Genomic DNA, 18,148 nt, shown 5'->3' on the forward strand with positions numbered 1-18,148 from the left:
TGGCAGTATGAGTATTGTTGATTTTATATTCTCCGAAAAAAGAAATGACCGCATTAAACAGCACCTGCTGTTTTGGGCTGCCTGGTATTTGTATATTATACTTACACATGCTGCAAATCCTTTGGGGCAACCGGAAATATCATATTTCAGGAATCCGGTCTTCACTTTCACTGAGAGTTTTTTTACAGTATTTGCGCAAGTGCCAATAGTATACAGCATGCTCTATTTTGTGTTTCCGAAATTTATTCTGAAAAAAAAATATTTCGTAAGCTTTGTTTGGATGATGCTGCTATGGTTTATGTGCGGAGCCTTCACTCTTATTTTATTAGATAAAGTAATGCAACCTTTTCTTGCTATGCTGTTACCTCCTGAAAATATTCCAACTATTCCTAAAATTCCGGGAACATCATTTTTTGAGGCTGTAATGGCCACTAATAAAGGGGCATATACCATCATCGCCAGTTCCTTAATGCTGAAATTCGGCAAATACTGGTATCATCATCAGCACCGCAGTCTGCAACTGCAGAAAGAAAACACCGAAGCACAACTGCAATTACTCACAGCCCAGGTTCACCCGCATTTTTTATTCAATACGCTCAATAATATTTTTTCGAAAACACAAACCGAATCACCGGGTGGATCCAAAATGATCATGAGCCTTTCGGATATGCTTCGTTATATCTTGTATGAAGGAAGAAAACTGTTGGTGCCGTTAAAGCAAGAGTTAGCAATGATTACAGAATACATCAATCTGGAAAAGATACGGTACGGAAATAAACTTGATGTGCATGTGTTAACACCCCATAAATCAGATGATCTCTACATCGCCCCACTTCTATTGCTTCCGTTCGTTGAAAATTGTTTTAAACATGGGGCCAGCAATATGTTGCAGAATCCCTGGATCAACCTTACTGTTGAAGTAAAAGACACAACCCTGGTGATGAAACTGATGAATGGAAAAACAGCTCTAAAAGTAAACGGACATTCAACGCAGGGTATAGGTATCAAAAATGTGCAGCAAAGACTGGATCTGTTGTATAAAGACAGATATGATCTGCAAATTCATGAAGAAGATGAAGTATTTGTAGTTGACTTGCGTTTAGAGCTGACAAGAGTGAAAGGCACCAAGGAAACTATTGCACAACTAAAAACAGAAACTGATCATGTCTAACGGAAATTCAATACAGATCAAATGCATCATCGTAGATGATGAGCCCATGGCAAGAGATGTGATCAGGAGATATATTGAAAAAGTGCCAATACTGTATTTAAGCGGTGAGTTTGGAAATGCAATTGATGCCAGTATCTTTTTGCAGGAGCATCATGTCGATATAATTTTCCTGGACATACGAATGCCGCAATTAAGCGGAACTGATTTTGTGCGAAGTCTTCGCACTGTACCCAAGATCATTTTTACAACAGCACACAAAGAATATGCACACGAAGGGTATGAGTTGGATGTGATCGATTATCTTTTGAAGCCAATTCGTTTTGATCGTTTTCTCAAAGCTGTTAATAAAGCATTTCCAAAAAAAGAACAGGATGCAGAAGTGGAAGTGTACGCAACACCGTTACATGAGGCTAAAGCAGCTGACTCATTTATCTATGTAAGAGTGGACCGTAAAATGGTAAAAATTATTCTTGATGATATACTTTACATTGAAAGTGATAAAGACTATGTAAAACTATTTACCGATAAAGGATTTGTGATCACCCGCCAAACAATTGCATCAGTTGAAGCGATGTTGTCGGAAAAAGAGTTTGTACGCATACACCGATCCTATATTGTTTCAATGAACAAAGTAAAATCTTTTACGCATGAAGTAGTAGAAGTGGCAAACAAAGAATTACCTGTCGGGAAATTATATCGCAATAATTTTTTGAAGCTGCAAGGAAATTGACATGGTTCCGGTATTTGAACATCAACCAAAACAAACCGTCATGAAAATAGTATTACTGTTTTTTTTGTTGCTTTTATTTGCTGCGAACTTATTTTCACAAAATGCTATTTCGCTGAGTGGGAAGATAACGGATAAACAAACAGGCGCTCCGTTGCCCGGTGCAACAGTAACAGTTAAGGGAAGCAACTTAACTGCTGTTACAGATAACGAAGGTTACTATCGTTTTCCAAAACTGAATGCCGGTACAATTGTGTTGCTTGTTTCCTATGTTGGTTATGAAACAGAGGAGGTAGTGAGTGAGTCAACAAACAATATAGCACTGGTTGCTAATGCAGCATTAATTCCCGACAGCCGCATAGGAAATGAAGTAGTGATATCGGCTACTAAACGTGAGGAGAAAATTACCAACGCACCTGCATCCATTCATGTGATCGGCATAAAGGATTTTAACCGGTTTGCCGGTTCTAATGTAAATGAGCTGGTATCAAAAATACAAGGCGTTGAATACACCCGTAGCGGCGTAGATGAAATAACATTTAATGCAAGAGGACTCAACAGCGCATTCAATGTTAAGGTAATGCAACTGGTTGATGGCCGAAACAGCATGGCCGCATTAAGCGGTGGTATTGCAATATTCAATAATGGAAGTACTAATAAAGAAGACATTGAACGAATAGAAGTTGTTTTAGGTCCACAATCGGCGCTATATGGTCCTAATGCTCATAATGTATTGTTCAATTATATCACAAAAGATCCACGCAAATATCAAGGTACAACGGTTGCAGTAAGTGCCGGCAGCCAACAGCAATTCAGCAGTCGTATCCGGCATGCAGCAAAAATTAATAACAAATGGGCTTACAAATTAACCGGAGAGCATGCAACCGGAAAAGATTACACGTGGTATGATACAGTGTATGCGGGAAACCAACGAGGTACACCTCCGTTTTACGGGCCACCTGTAGCTATACCAGAACGTTTGCATGATTTTACTTTCCGCCGTTATCGTGGCGAAGCACATGTTTATTACAGTATCACACCAAAAGCAGACATCATTGTGTCTGCGGGAGGAGTCAACTTTACGAGGTTGCAGGTAACCACTACAGGCCGCAACCAATTGAGAGATGTAACTTATAGTTTTGTACAGGCAAGGTTTGTACATCCACGATTTTTTGCAAACGTTTATAATACATGGGGCAATCTTGGTAAAACTTTACTCATTACAAATTACACAAGAGATTTTTGGAACAGCACACATGATACAAGAGGAAGGTTGTCTCCCGATTCAGCTGAAATTTATGCCACCCGTCTAGGAAACAGGGTAAAAGAAAGAAGTGAGCGTTTAAATGCCGATCTGCAATACAATTATAAGTTTAAAAAAGCAGGATTGTTTTTTGTGGCTGGATTAAGTTATCAGAAAGACAAGCCTAATGGATTCGGCATTGGTCTTGTCGATAGTTTTCAGAAAATAACAACCACACAATATGGTGCAGTGGTTCAACTTGAAAAAACATTGCCCTGGAATCTGCGGGTGATCAGCACAACCCGGTTTGATCATCATAGTACTTTCGGAAATTTCTTTGCACCAAGATTTGCGTTAACAAAAGGAATTGCTGATGGAACTATCAGGGTAACCTGGGGAAAGGCTTATGCAATGCCCAGCATCCTCAATCAATATGCCGGCGTAAACAGGTTTCTTTTTGGAAATGGTAAGGGCATTTATTACATACCTAATGAAACCAATATGTCTGACACGGCTTCTTTTAAAACTACTGAAGCGTTGAAAGCTGAACTGGTAAACACATGGGAAATTGGATACAAGGGAACAATTTGGAATAAACTTTTTATCGACATTAATTATTACAATGGCATCAGCAAAAACTTTATCAGCCCAACGATCACTGTGGGAGGACGGGTTTTAAAAGTTGGCGGCATCAGGGTTACGCATAACCCGATTTTTGCCGGTACAGTAAACCCAAACAACATACTTAAGGGTGCGCAGTTCTTTACCTATTTTAATTATGGTGATGTACGAACCTACGGATTGGATATTGGTATCAACTATACATTCAATAAAGTTTTTAATGCAGGGGTAAAATACTCCTGGTTTGGTTCGGATATAACAAATGATAATAGTACAAACGATGCAAATAAGGATAACTATGTTTCTCCCGAAGAAAAAAGCCTGAATGCGCCAAAGCATAGAGCGGCATTGTTACTGAATGTTCAAAACCTCTGTAAAGGAAAGTTGTTTGTAAATGTTGTTGTTCGCTGGGTGCAGCAGTATGATTTTTACAGCGGCAATTTAATTGGTACAGCAGCAGGTAAGGGCAGAAGAGGAATCGTAACAAGACCGGGAATGGATACACTCTTTAAAAATTTCGACTGGGGACCACTAGGCGGCTTCACTTCTGTTGACCTCAGCACAGGATATCAATTCAATCAAATGATCTCAATTAATCTCGGAGTTACAAACCTCTTTAACACCCGGCAGATCGAATTTGTAGGTTCTCCTTCCGTTGGACGGTTGATCATGGCGGAACTAAAAGTACAAGTGCCTTCCGGAAAGAAAAAAGAATAGCTAACTGGCGATTCTTTTAGCAATTTTATGCGCAAACGAATGAATGTTCGTCTCGTTGTTTTTCCACCTAATTTTGGCGCTCAATAGAATCTTACTATGGTAAAAGAAAAAATACTAGTGATTGGCGCTTCCGGTCAGATAGGTGTGGAGTTAACATTGGCACTGCGTAAAATGTATGGTAATGCAAATGTGATCGCTTCCGATCTGCGGGAGCAAAATCCACTGCTGGAGGGCACAGGCCCTTACGTAAGCCTTGATGTGATGAACAAAGAAATGCTGCATGTACAGGTCATCCGCCAGAACATCACACAGATTTATTTACTGGCGGCTATTCTTTCTGCAACAGGTGAAAAAAATCCCAACCTCGCCTGGCATTTGAATATGCAGGGTTTGCTGAATGTGTTGGATATTGCCCGTGAAGAAAAACTGCACAAGGTTTACTGGCCAAGCTCCATTGCGGTATTCGGTCCAACCTCACCCAAACAAAATTGTCCGCAGCAAACCATTATTGAACCAACAACGGTGTATGGCATCAGCAAATATGCCGGTGAGTTTTGGTGCAACTATTATTTTCAACGCTATGGTGTGGATGTAAGAAGTCTGCGTTATCCGGGTTTGATCTCTTATAAATCTGCTCCCGGTGGCGGTACAACTGATTATGCAGTGGAGATTTTCCATGAAGCATTGGAAGAAAATAAATACGAATGTTTTTTGCAGGAAGATACTTATCTGCCCATGATGTATATGCCCGATGCCATCCGTGCAACGATTGAGTTGATGGAAGCACCGGCTGATAAAATTTCCATCCGTCATTCGTATAATATTTCATCGATGAGTTTTTCACCAAAGGAAATTGCAGCAGAAGTGGCGAAGCATCGTTCTGGTTTTGAAATGACGTACAAGCCGGATTATCGTCAGCAGATCGCTAATAGCTGGCCACAAAGTATTGACGACAGTGTTGCAAGAAGAGATTGGGGTTGGAAACATGAATTTGAATTACCCGAGATGACGAAGGATATGTTTGAAAATTTATAAGAACCTTCACAGTTCTGCAGGGAACCTGTCAGAGCCATGACCATATGAGAAAGCTGCAAGCCTTAACTTGCAGCTTCGTTTTTAGTAACTAGCATGATAAAGAGATCGGGTTTTCACATGAAGCAAAGTTTATTTTTAATAGTTGTTATTTTTCTTTTCAGTACAACAGCATTCACACAATCAGCGAACAAACTCCGCACAGGTTGGTACCGTGCTGCTATCACTCGTGAAGATGGTGCAGAAATTATTTTCAATGCAGAAGTGCAATTGAAGAATGGAAAACAGGTAATGTATATCCGCAATGCAGAAGAGCGTTTATTGGTGGATGATATCAAAATAAAAGGCGATTCTGTAAATATTGAAATGCCGTTTTTCGAATCATTCTTTCGGTTGCAAATACAGAACGATGGAAAGCTGGTTGGCAAATGGTTTAAAGCAGGCAGTCTAAAATTACTGGAGTTTCCTGTAGAGTTTGTGTATGGAAACAAAGAACGATTTGCTGTAACCAGAGCGGCAACAGAAAACAGTACGGGTCGATGGCAGGTAGCTTTTACACGACCAAATGGAACTGATCGTCCTGCTATTGCAGAGTTTCAACAAAAAGGTTCGTCATTAACCGGAACATTTTTAACACCGAGCGGTGATTATCGTTTTTTAGAAGGCGCTGTGAATGGCGATAGTTTACTGTTGAGTTGTTTCGATGGGAGCCATGCCTATTTATTTACTGCAACCATCAGTGGCAACGAAATAAAGAACGGCATGTATTACAGCAGTGCTGTTCCTGCTGAAAAATGGCATGCAACAAAAAATGAAAAAGCAGCATTGCCCGATACTACCCAAGTGACACAATTAAAACCGGGCGAAAGCAAATTGAATTTCACCTTCAAAGATGTGAATGGAAAAAATGTGTCGATCAACGATGCACGTTTTAAAAACAAAGTAGTGGTGATACAGATCATGGGCAGCTGGTGTCCCAACTGCATGGATGAAAGTCAATTCCTCAGCAGCTTTTACAAAGAGTACAAAAGCAAAGGTGTGGAAGTAGTGGCATTAGCGTATGAGTACAGTACTGATTTCAATCGTTCAAAAGCAAGCATTCAGAAATTTATTAACCGCTTTGGTATTAAATACCCTGTACTGATTACTCCCACAACAACAAGCGATGAACAACGAACAGAAAAAACTTTACCGCAGCTAACTCCTATTCGTTCGTTTCCAACAACCATCTTCCTGTCAAAGAACGGGAACGTTGCCAAAATACACCAGGGATTCTATGGCCCGGGCACAGGAGAGTTCTATAAGGAGTATAAAGCCGAGTTCTACCGCACGATCCGTTCCTTACTGGCAGAATAACTGGTTATTTTTTCGAGCTACACAACTATCTTTGTGACCCCTGAAAAAACAGGGGCATCAACCACCGCATGTAGAGGTTGCTGTGAACAATCATATTGTTTGAATTACTTAACATTTAAAGACTAAACTGATGGCAGCGAAAATTAAAGTAACCAACCCGGTTGTTGAACTGGATGGCGATGAGATGACAAGGATCATCTGGAAATTCATTAAAGAGAAATTGATTCTTCCTTATCTCGAACTGGATATTAAATACTATGATCTTGGTGTTGAATACAGAGATGAGACAAACGACCAGGTAACAATTGATGCAGCCAATGCAATTAAACAATATGGTGTAGGTATTAAGTGTGCAACCATTACTCCCGATGAGCAACGTGTTGAAGAGTTCAAACTCAAACAAATGTGGAAGAGTCCGAACGGAACCATCCGCAACATTTTGGATGGTACTGTTTTTCGTGAGCCGATCGTGATCAATAACATTCCACGTTTGGTTACAAACTGGACTGCACCAATCATTGTTGGCCGTCATGCATTTGGCGATCAATACCGTGCAACTGATACTGTGATCAAAGGCAAAGGAAAGTTAACCATGACCTTTACTCCTGAAGGTGGTGGCGAACCACAAACTTTTGAAGTGTATAATTTCAAAGGCGATGGTGTTGCAATGAGTATGTACAATACTGATGAAAGTATCATGGGTTTTGCACGCAGCTGTTTCAATATGGCATTGAGCAAAAAATGGCCGTTATATCTTTCTACAAAAAATACGATCCTCAAAAAATATGATGGACGTTTCAAAGATATTTTTGAAGAGATCTACCAGAATGAATTCAAAGCACAGTTTGTTGAAGCAGGTATCGTGTACGAACATCGTTTGATCGATGATATGGTGGCGAGTGCATTAAAATGGAACGGCAATTTTGTTTGGGCTTGTAAGAACTATGATGGTGATGTGCAAAGCGATACTGTTGCACAAGGTTTCGGTTCACTTGGTTTAATGACTTCCGTATTGGTTACACCTGATGGTAAAACAATGGAAGCAGAAGCTGCGCATGGTACTGTAACACGTCACTACCGTGAGCATCAGAAAGGTCGTCCAACATCAACAAATCCAATTGCATCAATCTTTGCATGGACACGTGGTTTGGCTTTTCGTGGTAAGCTAGATGGTAATCAACCACTGATCGATTTCGCTAATGCACTCGAAGCTGTTTGTATTGAAACAGTAGAAAGCGGTAAGATGACAAAAGATCTTGCTGTATGTGTGCATGGCAATAAAGTAAATCATGGCGAGCATTATTTGTACACAGAAGAATTCCTGGATGCAATTGATGCAAACCTGAAAGCAAAGCTTGGATAATTAACGAAGCAAGTTTGAAATAGAAATCCCTCAGCATTTGCTGAGGGATTTTTTTAGATTTATTCCTGTTACCCCCATATAGCTGTCCAAATCAGTTCAATGATTTTTGGATTAATAAGCGAGACGTATACCACTATCAGCAACAGCCCGATAAAACTTCCCAGTGCTACCAAATATGGTCGGAAAGTTTTCTTTTTGAAATAGGCAGTAAGAAGAAGCGTTAAGATCAGCAAAAATTCAATGGGCAAACTCACTTCAGGTGAAATAAACCGGCCAAGCCCGGGATTAATAAACGGAACCGCAGACAGCATCATGTATGGTGCATGATAATTTACATTTTTTCGATTCAGGATTGCAAGCAGATAAAACAGTACAAATAATGATCCATCAAAAAAAGTAGCAGCAACAAGCCCTGGCTCTTTATGTTTGAGCTGGCCATGATTTGTTACAAGAATAAAACCTGTTAAAATAACTGGAACAAGAATATAAGACAGCTTGCCAATTTTTTGATGCAATTCAAGCCGGCCACTTTTTGCAAGAAATGCCTGTGTAAACAATAATGCCAACCATGACAAGATCGATGCAACATGAAAATGGATGACCCATGATGTTCCTGTAAATGCAGGAAACAGGTTGAAATATGTTTTTCTGAATCCCAAGAAGCTGATGAACAAAAGTGCAATCACCAGCCAGCAGATAGCTACGAAATACTTGCGCATAACGAATTACTTTAGCGCCAATTTACTGTAAGTTGCCAGTGCTGTTTTTGGATAAATCCGACAAAATAAAATCACTTGGGGGTTTGCCTGTATAACGCTTGAAATCGTTTGTAAGATGAGCGTGATCGTAGTAGCCACATTCCCATACAATATCAAGAAGGCTGCTTCCGGTTCGGCGTTGAAATGTTGCGAATGCAAAATTGAACCGTTCAATATCAATAAATTCTTTCGGTGTTATGCCGATATGTTGTTTAAACTGCCTTTCTAAACTGCGCTCAGTAATAAAATGTTTTTTTGTGATCTCTTCAATTTTCAACCTTCCGTGGCTTTGAATAATATCTGATACAATTGGTAAAAGTGGGTTTTTGGATGCTGAAAATCTGTCAAGGTAAAACTGGTCAAGATATGTAACTGGGGGCGTCTTCTTTCTCTTAATATCAGGAAATTTTTTCCGTGTAAATTCATGGAATTGGTTGCTAACCTCGTTTAATGAATCATATGTATGGAAGTATGTAAATGCACCCGGCCTGAATTTTATTCCGAATAATAAAATTTTCCCTGTTAGTAATTGTACATCTGTTTGCAGCATAGGGCCTACCATGTAAATCGTGTCATGGTCAATTGTTTTGTTAAATTGAGTGGATGTAATTTCTTCACCAATATTGATTAACAGGTTAATACCGCCATCAGGCATTAATGTAACAGATTCTTTTTGTTGTATAAAGCCCGACAGCTGCCAGTACATTTCAATGTATGGTTGTAACGAAGGGGCAGGAGTGTAAGAATTGAAGATCATTCTAAATACTGAGGTTCCTGTTTTAGCTGAGCTCTTGTGAAATTTATATTAATATACTGCTTTTCCTGAAGTGATGCAAGCGAAGTGGATGATAACAACGCCTTGATGTTTACCTGACCGCTGAGTTTTTTATTTGTCTCCGGGATGCCCATCGTCAACCGGTTCACCAACCGCAATCATTGATGCAGGTAATCATTGGTTTTATTTTGGCTCCCAAAATCGAACGATGCTGCGCAAAAAGATCTTTCAACAGCATGAAAGTAAAACAAGCCGTGGTACAGAACTTTACCGCATTGAAGCATTGAGTGATGCGGTGTTTGCATTTTCTGTTTCCCTGCTTATTATGTCACTTGAAGTGCCGAAAACATTTGAAGAGCTTCAGACTTCTGTTCATCATTTTCTCCCTTTTGCAGCAACGGTAAGTCTTGTTTTCTTTTTCTGGTATTTGCAAAATGAATATTTCCGCAATTATGGTTTGAATGACGGGAAAGTCATCTTCTTAAATCTTTTTTTACTGGTGCTCGTTCTGTTTTATGCGTTTCCACTTAAATTTTTGTTTTCAATATTATTATCGTGGTTAACAGGCTTTGATTATTTCCATGAAGTGACAGTCCTGGGCAAAACAGTGTTAACAGAAGAAGAGTTTCCGCAGCTGATCCTGTTCTTCAGCATTGGTTATGCAGTCATCTGGTTTATTTTTTATTTATTGTACAGGCATGCATACCTTAACAGAAGTAAACTAAAATTGAGTATCTATGAAACAAAATATGTGCAATCGCAAAAGCAGGATGCAATGGTACAGATGGGAATTGGATTGTTAAGCATCTTGTTTGCATGGATGGATCTTCCTGTGTGGAGCGGTTTCTGTTTCCTGTTAATTCCGCTGTGGTTGTTATTGCATCATTATCTATTCAAACGTACTGTGAAGAGAATAGCTCAATTAAAATAACTGTAAACGAACAACACTCAGACGGGTGGCAGTTGAAATCTCAATTTTGAACAGAGGCTATGATTTCCTTCAAAAATTTATTTTCATCGATCACACGTAAGCCCAACCTTACTACAACCAGTTTCTTTGACGGAATGATGTAGATATCCTGTCCGCCATAACCATCTGCAAAAAACATATCAGCAGGAACATCGGGATACCAACGCTTACCTGTATCTTCTTTACTAAAACCATTTAACCAAAACTGATAACCATAATGTTTTTGTTTATCAGCCGCTGATGGTTGTATTGATTGCTGTACCCAATCAGCAGGTAATAATTGTTCTCCGTTCCACATGCCGTTGTTGTAATACAATAAACCGAACCTTGCAAAGTCACGTGCCGTTGCATAGCTGTAAGAAGAACCAACATAAGTGCCCGAGGCATCAGGCTCCAGCAGCATTGAATACATATTCAGTTGATGAAAGAGTGAACGGTACGGAAAATCAGCATATGCTTCTTCGCCAACAGTGTGGCGTATGATGCGACTGAGAATATTTGTATTGCCACTTGAATAATTAAATGCAGTACCTGGTTCATGTTTCAACGGAAGCTTGGCAGTAAAAGCAGCCATATCGCCATTCCTGAACAGCATGTTGGTTACTTCACTCGGTCTTGTATAATCTTCTTCAAATGACACACCTGTTGTTTGCTGTAACAACATGTGCAACGTAATTTTTTCTTTTGCAGTATTCTTCCATTCGGGAACAGGAGCAGGTGCATCAATCGCCAGCTTTCCTTCTTTTACTAAAATGCCGATCATAGCAGAGGTTAAACTTTTTGCAACCGACCAACCCGTCATCACGGTGTTTTTATCAAAGCCAGTGGCATACTGTTCTGCAACAAGTTGACCATTGTATAAAACAACAACAGCTCTCGTTTGCGATGGCTTTCCTTTGAAGTTTGATTGCATCACATTCGTAACAGCCTGCTTTAACAACTGCTGATTTAATTCAGCCGGTATTGTATCTGTAAGTTTATCACCATTGGGCCAGGCAATGCTGTCAGGGTTCATTCGTTTGATCATTGCTCTGTTAAACACTTGTTTTCTGATTTCTTCTTCGCTCAGATCATTGATAAGTGTGCAGCCGATACCATCCCTATAGATGGCTTTCTTTTTTGCAAAGCCCCAAACAGAAACAGATACTGATCGATCGCTGTCGTTAACTGAATAATTGCATAATGAAAACGGGAACTCTGCCAGGTCTTCTTTTACAACATCATCAGCAGTGCGGTTTTGTAAATAAATGCCCGATGCTAGATTCTTTGCAAAGTAACCGCTGATGATGGGGAATGCTTTCGTTGCATACCAAACAGCTGCAGCAATAACCAACAGTAACAAAATAGAAAACGATCTTATGATGATCTTGCGTGTTCGCATTGATTTTAGTGTTGTTATTAAAGTTAGCAAAGAATAAATGATTACTGTCTGCGTAACCTGCTTGTTAAACGTTAAAGCGATTGCCTGCCCACAAAACTTCCGGTACCACTCAGGAAGTTGATGGCTTTTGCTATATTCCTTTCTACACTTTCTGCTGTTTTTAAATTAGAGATATAACGGATAATTTCCTGTTGACGGGAGGCAGGTAATTTTTGGAAATTATCTTTTGCAATTTTGTTCTTTGCCAATGCTTTCTCAAGCTGCGGATGCATTTTCAGTTTTCTGTCTGCAGGATCAAATGCAATACTGATAGTAACAGCTTCGCCAACCCGCTTAGGCGAATCTTTCAGCATGATCGTATTGATGTATAAACGCCAATGCCCTGCATATTTCACCAATGTTTGCCGGTAAGGGGTTTTATTGATCACACCTTTTATTGGTATTGGTCCTTTCGCTTTCCCTGCTTTCTGTAAAACTGCTGCAAGTATGTTTTCGGGAACAAATACAAACGGGTTGATGCCGATGATTTCGATGACTGCTTTAAATGTTGGCATTGGCAGCAAGAATTGATTTAGGAGAGTTTCATCATTTTTCTGGTAAAGGTTCCGTCATCATAAAAATCAAATACTGCATAAGCCGGTTCAAATTCCTGGAAGGCACCTTTCCACCAGTTGCCTGATACTGCTCCGTTGCAAAAATATTTCACAGCAAGATAATCCACTTCATCCTGCAAATGAATGTGACCACTCAGGCAAACTTTAATATTGGGATTACCAAGAAATAATTTTTTCAATGCAAAAAAATCGGTGTGCATCAGGTTTCGTTGAATCTTCAGATCACCATTGACTTCAGTTTTATTAAAAAACAAACCTGCACAGATCGAGAGAATAGGTATGTGCGAAACAATACAAATGAATTTATCTTTTGAATTACTTAACTCCTGTTGCAGCCAATCCAGTTGTTCCGGATCGATGTAGGCGATATAACCGCCTGCAGGATTGAGTTGTGTGCTGTCGAGTACAATAAAGTGCCATTTACCTTTTGTAAAACTGTAATAACGTTTCGGTAAAGCCAGTGTTTCCACTGCCCATTGTTTACCATATAATTTATCTGCTTCGGGCCGGTCGTTTTTAATGAACCAACCCCACACATCGTGGTTGCCGATACAATGATAAACCGGCAGACTGTTTTCTTTTTTCAGAATGGAATGAAACAGATCCCATTGTGTTTTTGTTTTTTGTTTATCCGCATCCAGAGAATCCATAATGGAATCGCCGCCATTGATAATAAAATCAACTTTTGATTTTAATGATTGCACATGCTGAAATGCTTTTGCCATACCGGCTTCGGCAACAGCATCGGGCTTTACATGAATATCGGTGAGATAAGCAAAACGTATCTTACCTGTTTTCTTGTTTTCTGCTGAGCTGTTGAAAGGCAATAAACTGCTTCCGACAAGTGCGGCTGAAGTCTGTAAGAAATCACTTCTTTTCATACTTGATTTTATTCAGCAAAAAGTACAAAAAAGATTTGATGTGCAGCCGCTTTCATTTGCAGAAGAACAACAAGGGCGTAGAGAATAAGTTTGCTCTTAGGCCTATATGAGTTATTACTGCATCACCAGCGCTCTGTAATTACACAGGGTTTGTGCGACAAAATACAAATATGAATGCTGTGATAATTATGCGATCCTCCTCACTTAAGTCTCTGCTGATGTAAGCTATATTGTTTCCAATATACCCGTCGATTGCTGCAACAATTGTATCGCCTTTTTTCAATACCCAGCTGAACATTCCACCAGGTAATGACTTTTTAATTTTCCCCTTACGATTTTTATAAGTGTTAATAGGTTTTATCGTTAAGCTGTCATTGTTCAAAATAAGCCAACCTTTATTTTTCAAATCCAACTTGTTTTTATTGATCAAAAGAAATGGCGATGTCTTGCTTCCGTAATTTATTGTGCCCCATGCTTTGTTGAGTTCATTTGCATAGTAGGGTTCTTCCTGCGGTGAACGTTCCTCTGGCTTTGAGAATAAATTGATTATTCCAAAAAGTAACGACTTTCCGTGTCTTACAACATTCACATCATGCTTATAGTTAACAATACAAGAATCAATATCATTGTCAATTTTCAACCTGCTTTCATAGGTGGTTTTCTCCGTACTCTTTGATGGCAGGATGAGTCCCAATCTGTTGTATTTCTCGGATGTTGTTATGACCGTATCATACAAAACAGTTAGCCGAGTGTCAAATAAAAATGAAACAGCAGAATCCCAAAATCTTAATTTAATAATATCTGAGCGAAATGAACGCATCATATCTTCTCCCAGAAATATCGTTCTGTCGTATTGAGCTGCTGTTGTAAGTATCAGATGAAGGAAGAATAGTAAAAAAAGGAAGTGTTTCATGTCGATTATTTTCGAATATGAACCTACGCATATTCGGGCAGGAGCGCAATAGCAATAATTACTGATGGCTTGAAATGTTTTGCAAATAATCCCGAGCTTGAATTTTAAAAACGGACTTTTTTTACCTATCCGGAACTCCGGCTTTTATTTTTGCAAGAATTAATTATCGAATAGAAAATGTAGTGAACGAACACCCTCATTTTTATATATTCTCTAACGTATACGGGTACTGTATTTGCGGCTTTTCAGGAAACTATATCTATGCAATCAAAACTTTACTCATTTTCTTTTATCGCTCTTCTCTTTCTTACACTCAGCTCCTGTAAAAAATGGTTGCCCGAAAACCGTATTGAAGGTTCGTGGCGTTTAACCGAAGTAGAAAAGCGACGGGCTTTTGGTAATGAAAACATCAATTCGGGTTACGAATCCGGAGTGTTCCGGTTCAATGAGAACGGCACAGCTTCTTATACCGATGCAACCGACACCATGCAAGGCAACTGGCAGATGCGTACACAAAACGGCCCCGGTTATTATGATAGTGATGGCAACTGGCAAACCGATAGCAGACAGGTGCTGATCATTAAACTGTACGACTTCAACAGTAACCGTGTGATCGATTGGTATTTCGCTCATTTCGATTTCCGCTCTTCCGGTCGCAGGTTATTTGCCTTTATTGAAAGCCCGAGTTATAACTACCGTTATTGTTTCAGTAAGCAGTGAGGAAGAAAATACTTACGGATTTATTGTTGGGAAGGCGATAAACAAAAGTGAGGAGGAAAAAGGATATTCTTCCTCTAATGCTTGCAACTAATTATTTTCAAGCTGCTTTATCATGTCTATATTAAAGCTGTATTGTTCTTCAACTGGAATTTGTTTGCGAGAGTTTTTGTCAATATTTTTTCCTTCTTTGGTCCATAAAAATGGATAAAAATTATAAACTTTATTTCCGTCAAGTGTTGAAACATCTTCCTGCCAATTCTTCCATCTAAGCCCTTCGTAATATTTATTTAAATCATGATTAAAACAGAAAAGAAGAAATTCGGTATATGTTAGTTCCAATGGTTTCCAGTTTAAATTATCTGGCGACAAATAGTAAACCTTCCCCAGATCTTTCCCCAATTCACCACCATTAATTGCAAAAAAACCACCAACAGCATCATCGGCAATTAACAGAAATGATGGGGCTTCCCCATATTCATTAAAAGTTTTTCCTTTATTCCAGTCGGGAAGTGTTCGGTCTAACTTGGAATTGCCTGAGCCGAGAATACGTATCCAGCCATTATCTATTAATAAGCCGCCAGTAGAATATATGATTGCTCCCATAGGAGAGCGAGTGGTTATTTGCGTCTTGTATAATGCGTCCTTTGCTTTTGCTGAATCACAAGTGAGTATTTCAACTTTATTTTTTGCTGAGCTAATCCACTCTGAAACCAAAGTCCAGCCTGGCTCTGTTTTATTGATTAATTCATCAACATTTTTCATTTTATTTTGACCATTACCAGTTAATATTGAAAGAGACAAAATGAATATTAAAAAGAAGAATCTCATGTTTTCTTGGGAATATAATAGTTTAATGAAGAAAAAAATTTTTCACCTCACCACCTCAAATCCCTCAAACTTCTGCAACTCTTTATCTTCAACCGTAACAGAAGTAACCTTACTCTTTGGTGAGCCCATCCAGCACCATTCAATAAAATCGGCTAACTGATCTTCGGTGCCGGTGGCAACGACTGCCACATCACCATCAGGGGTATTGCGTACAGTGCCGGTAAGTAACAGTTGTTGTGCTTTCTCAAGTGTGTACCTGCGAAACCAAACGCCCTGCACTTTTCCTCTAACGGTTATGGCGACAGTTTTTTGCATCAGGTAATATCGGCTACGGTTTTGCTCTCGAGGATCTTAAGATTTGCATCACGCACTTTTATCATCATATCGTGAAGTCCGCAATGTTTTTCGTCGCAGTTTTTACAGCGTTCGTAAAAGTGGAGGCTAACGCAGGAGAGGGGAGCAATCGGTCCATCCAACAAACGGATCACTCTTGCCAGTGTGATCTGCGATGGTTTCAGTTTGAAATAATAGCCACCACCTTTTCCTTTCTTGCTTTCAAGAATACCATCTTTCCGCATCAGTAAAAGAATATTCTCCAAAAACTTCAAGGGTATCTTTTTCTTTTTGGCAATATCCGCTATCAGAAGCGGCTCGTTATTTTTTTGCTGTGCCATATAGCTCAGCGCCTGGAATGCATATTGGGTTTTTTTCGACAGCATTTGTAAGAAATTAAAATTTCAGTGGGAAAAGTTCAATTCTCCACTTGCAAAGTAGAATATTTTTATTGGAAACGAAAATGAGCGCTGACAGCGCCGTGAATTTGTTAAATAAATGGGAATGCCCGGGGTGATTTTGCTTTTGGTACAATATTGGAAAATGTAGCTGTAAACAGATGTTATGAAGAGCAAAATTTTATCCATTATTATAGCAGTTATTGGGTTCACAAGTGCTTCGTATGCACAAAAAGCCAATACCATTTTTGGTGGTAACGTTATTGTTGGCGCACCGCTTGGCGATTTCCGAAACAATTACAAAAGTGTATTTGGTATTGAGGGGTTTGGCGGTTTTGGATTGGGACAGAAAGCTTTTATCACAGGTACTATCGGTTTTCAATCGTATGCACCCGACCCGAGCAGTTATGATGGTGTTTACTATGGCAAGATTACGATGATACCATTAAAAGCAGGTGTTCGCTTTTACCCCGTAAATAATTTCTTTCTTACGGGTAATGCAGGAATAGGGTTAGTACGTGATGAAACAATAGAGGCAAGGGAAAGCCGCTTTGCGTATGATGTTGGCGCCGGGTTAAATTTTTCGATCTTTAATGCCAGCGTTCATTACGATGCAATTAAAAGAGTGAACGCTCCAGGTTCATCAAATGCAGTGTTACTGAAGCTTGGTATTGCTATACGTTAAATGATTTTGTGCTCGTAAGCATATTTAATTAACCCGATCACCGAATTGGTTTTCGTTTTGCGGAAGATGTTTTTCCTGTGTGTTTCAACTGTACGTTCGCTCAGGAATAACTCTTCCGCAATTTTTTTATTGCTGTATTCCTTTTCAATAAGCCGTACAATTTCAATTTCACGGTTGGTGAGTTTGTTCTCGTCGCTCACTTGTTTTCGTTCACTTGCCTTTAGCATTTCCTGCAATACCTCATCACTAAAATAGATACCGCCTTCTGCAATTTTATTCAGGGCATTTATAAATTCTGTTTGACCAATGTTTTTCAACAGGTAACCGCTGATATCACTTTCTTCGATCATCTGGTTTACCAAACTGCCTTCGCCGTTCATGGATAATGCAATGATCCTGATAGCAGGGAATTCTTTTTTCACCTGCTTCGCCAGTTCAACACCTGTTAATACCGGCATCATTACATCTGTAAGCAGAATATCAATCTGCTGTTTTTTTAATAAAGGCAAAATGGTTTCAGGATGATTCGATTCAATAACGATCTCAAATTGGTTATAGCCTTTTAGCAGGGAATGCAACCCGTCGATAACGATCTGGTGATCGTCAACAATCGCAATTTTGTAATGAGGTAAGGGCATACAATGGTGGGTTGAACCGAAGAT

General features: G+C 39.4%; 19 protein-coding genes. 9 read left to right on the plus strand and 10 right to left on the minus strand.

Annotation, left to right across the window (positions count from 1 at the left end; all coding sequences use genetic code 11):
* Positions 1-7 precede the first annotated feature (7 nt).
* From H4075_RS04280 to H4075_RS04305, 6 genes are all read left to right on the plus strand, one after another.
* Positions 8-1,171: a sensor histidine kinase gene (locus H4075_RS04280; protein ID WP_182804478.1), complete on the plus strand. Its 1,164-nt coding sequence runs from the start codon at positions 8-10 to the stop codon at positions 1,169-1,171.
* On the plus strand, positions 1,164-1,901 hold the full coding sequence (locus tag H4075_RS04285; protein WP_182804479.1) for a LytR/AlgR family response regulator transcription factor: 738 nt from the start codon (positions 1,164-1,166) through the stop codon (positions 1,899-1,901). Before H4075_RS04280 ends, H4075_RS04285 begins: the two co-directional genes overlap by 8 nt.
* 40 nt (positions 1,902-1,941) lie before the next feature.
* Positions 1,942-4,479 carry a TonB-dependent receptor gene (locus tag H4075_RS04290; protein WP_182804481.1) on the plus strand — a complete coding sequence of 846 codons (2,538 nt, stop codon included), beginning with the start codon at positions 1,942-1,944 and terminating at the stop codon, positions 4,477-4,479.
* Between the two features lie 96 nt (positions 4,480-4,575).
* Positions 4,576-5,514: an NAD-dependent epimerase/dehydratase family protein gene (locus H4075_RS04295; RefSeq protein WP_182804483.1), complete on the plus strand. Its 939-nt coding sequence runs from the start codon at positions 4,576-4,578 to the stop codon at positions 5,512-5,514.
* A 117-nt stretch (positions 5,515-5,631) separates the two neighbouring features.
* Positions 5,632-6,867 carry a peroxiredoxin family protein gene (locus tag H4075_RS04300; RefSeq protein ID WP_182804485.1) on the plus strand — a complete coding sequence of 412 codons (1,236 nt, stop codon included), beginning with the start codon at positions 5,632-5,634 and terminating at the stop codon, positions 6,865-6,867.
* A 130-nt stretch (positions 6,868-6,997) separates the two neighbouring features.
* Complete coding sequence (locus H4075_RS04305; RefSeq protein ID WP_182804486.1) at positions 6,998-8,230, plus strand: isocitrate dehydrogenase (NADP(+)); 1,233 nt, start codon at positions 6,998-7,000, stop codon at positions 8,228-8,230.
* 68 nt (positions 8,231-8,298) lie between these two features.
* Here H4075_RS04305 and H4075_RS04310 read toward each other — a convergent pair whose 3' ends face one another.
* Positions 8,299-8,949, minus strand: coding sequence for a hypothetical protein (locus tag H4075_RS04310; protein WP_182804488.1), 651 nt, complete (start codon positions 8,947-8,949; stop codon positions 8,299-8,301).
* Between the two features lie 22 nt (positions 8,950-8,971).
* Positions 8,972-9,745, minus strand: coding sequence for an AraC family transcriptional regulator (locus tag H4075_RS04315; protein ID WP_327059399.1), 774 nt, complete (start codon positions 9,743-9,745; stop codon positions 8,972-8,974).
* 226 nt (positions 9,746-9,971) lie between these two features.
* On the opposite strand from H4075_RS04315, the gene H4075_RS04320 reads away from it, so the two are divergent.
* The gene (locus H4075_RS04320) at positions 9,972-10,694 is read left to right on the plus strand and encodes a TMEM175 family protein (protein WP_182804492.1); all 723 of its coding nucleotides are present in this window, start codon (positions 9,972-9,974) and stop codon (positions 10,692-10,694) included.
* Between the two features lie 40 nt (positions 10,695-10,734).
* On the opposite strand, the gene H4075_RS04325 is transcribed toward H4075_RS04320, so the two are convergent.
* The 4 genes from H4075_RS04325 to H4075_RS04340 form a co-directional block, all read right to left on the minus strand.
* Positions 10,735-12,114, minus strand: a complete 1,380-nt coding sequence (locus H4075_RS04325; RefSeq protein WP_182804494.1) for a serine hydrolase domain-containing protein — start codon at positions 12,112-12,114, stop codon at positions 10,735-10,737.
* Positions 12,115-12,185: 71 nt separating this feature from the next.
* Positions 12,186-12,668: a YdeI/OmpD-associated family protein gene (locus H4075_RS04330; RefSeq protein WP_182804496.1), complete on the minus strand. Its 483-nt coding sequence runs from the start codon at positions 12,666-12,668 to the stop codon at positions 12,186-12,188.
* 17 nt (positions 12,669-12,685) lie between these two features.
* A complete protein-coding gene (locus tag H4075_RS04335) occupies positions 12,686-13,609 on the minus strand; it encodes a metallophosphoesterase family protein (RefSeq protein WP_182804498.1) in 924 nt (307 codons plus the stop codon).
* Between the two features lie 139 nt (positions 13,610-13,748).
* On the minus strand, positions 13,749-14,522 hold the full coding sequence (locus tag H4075_RS04340) for a hypothetical protein (protein WP_182804500.1): 774 nt from the start codon (positions 14,520-14,522) through the stop codon (positions 13,749-13,751).
* A gap of 261 nt (positions 14,523-14,783) precedes the next feature.
* Here H4075_RS04340 and H4075_RS04345 point away from each other — a divergent pair, with 261 nt between their 5' ends.
* A complete protein-coding gene (locus H4075_RS04345; RefSeq protein ID WP_182804502.1) occupies positions 14,784-15,242 on the plus strand; it encodes a hypothetical protein in 459 nt (152 codons plus the stop codon).
* An 87-nt stretch (positions 15,243-15,329) separates the two neighbouring features.
* Here H4075_RS04345 and H4075_RS04350 read toward each other — a convergent pair whose 3' ends face one another.
* The 3 genes from H4075_RS04350 to H4075_RS04360 are packed head-to-tail and all read right to left on the minus strand — an operon-like array spanning position 15,330 to position 16,789.
* A complete protein-coding gene (locus tag H4075_RS04350) occupies positions 15,330-16,070 on the minus strand; it encodes a DUF2625 domain-containing protein (RefSeq protein WP_220494848.1) in 741 nt (246 codons plus the stop codon).
* A 42-nt stretch (positions 16,071-16,112) separates the two neighbouring features.
* Positions 16,113-16,385 carry an acylphosphatase gene (locus tag H4075_RS04355; protein WP_182804504.1) on the minus strand — a complete coding sequence of 91 codons (273 nt, stop codon included), beginning with the start codon at positions 16,383-16,385 and terminating at the stop codon, positions 16,113-16,115.
* Positions 16,385-16,789 carry an RrF2 family transcriptional regulator gene (locus tag H4075_RS04360; protein WP_182804506.1) on the minus strand — a complete coding sequence of 135 codons (405 nt, stop codon included), beginning with the start codon at positions 16,787-16,789 and terminating at the stop codon, positions 16,385-16,387. The genes H4075_RS04355 and H4075_RS04360 overlap by 1 nt, the downstream gene beginning before the upstream one ends.
* A 178-nt stretch (positions 16,790-16,967) precedes the next feature.
* On the opposite strand from H4075_RS04360, the gene H4075_RS04365 reads away from it, so the two are divergent.
* Positions 16,968-17,486, plus strand: a complete 519-nt coding sequence (locus H4075_RS04365) for an outer membrane beta-barrel protein (protein WP_182804507.1) — start codon at positions 16,968-16,970, stop codon at positions 17,484-17,486.
* On the opposite strand, the gene H4075_RS04370 is transcribed toward H4075_RS04365, so the two are convergent.
* Positions 17,483-18,124, minus strand: a complete 642-nt coding sequence (locus H4075_RS04370; RefSeq protein ID WP_182804509.1) for a response regulator — start codon at positions 18,122-18,124, stop codon at positions 17,483-17,485. The two genes, H4075_RS04365 and H4075_RS04370, sit on opposite strands and share 4 nt — an antisense overlap.
* Positions 18,125-18,148: the final 24 nt, after the last annotated feature.

This window comes from Lacibacter sediminis, assembly GCF_014168535.1.
In the GTDB taxonomy this organism is placed as follows: domain Bacteria; phylum Bacteroidota; class Bacteroidia; order Chitinophagales; family Chitinophagaceae; genus Lacibacter; species Lacibacter sediminis.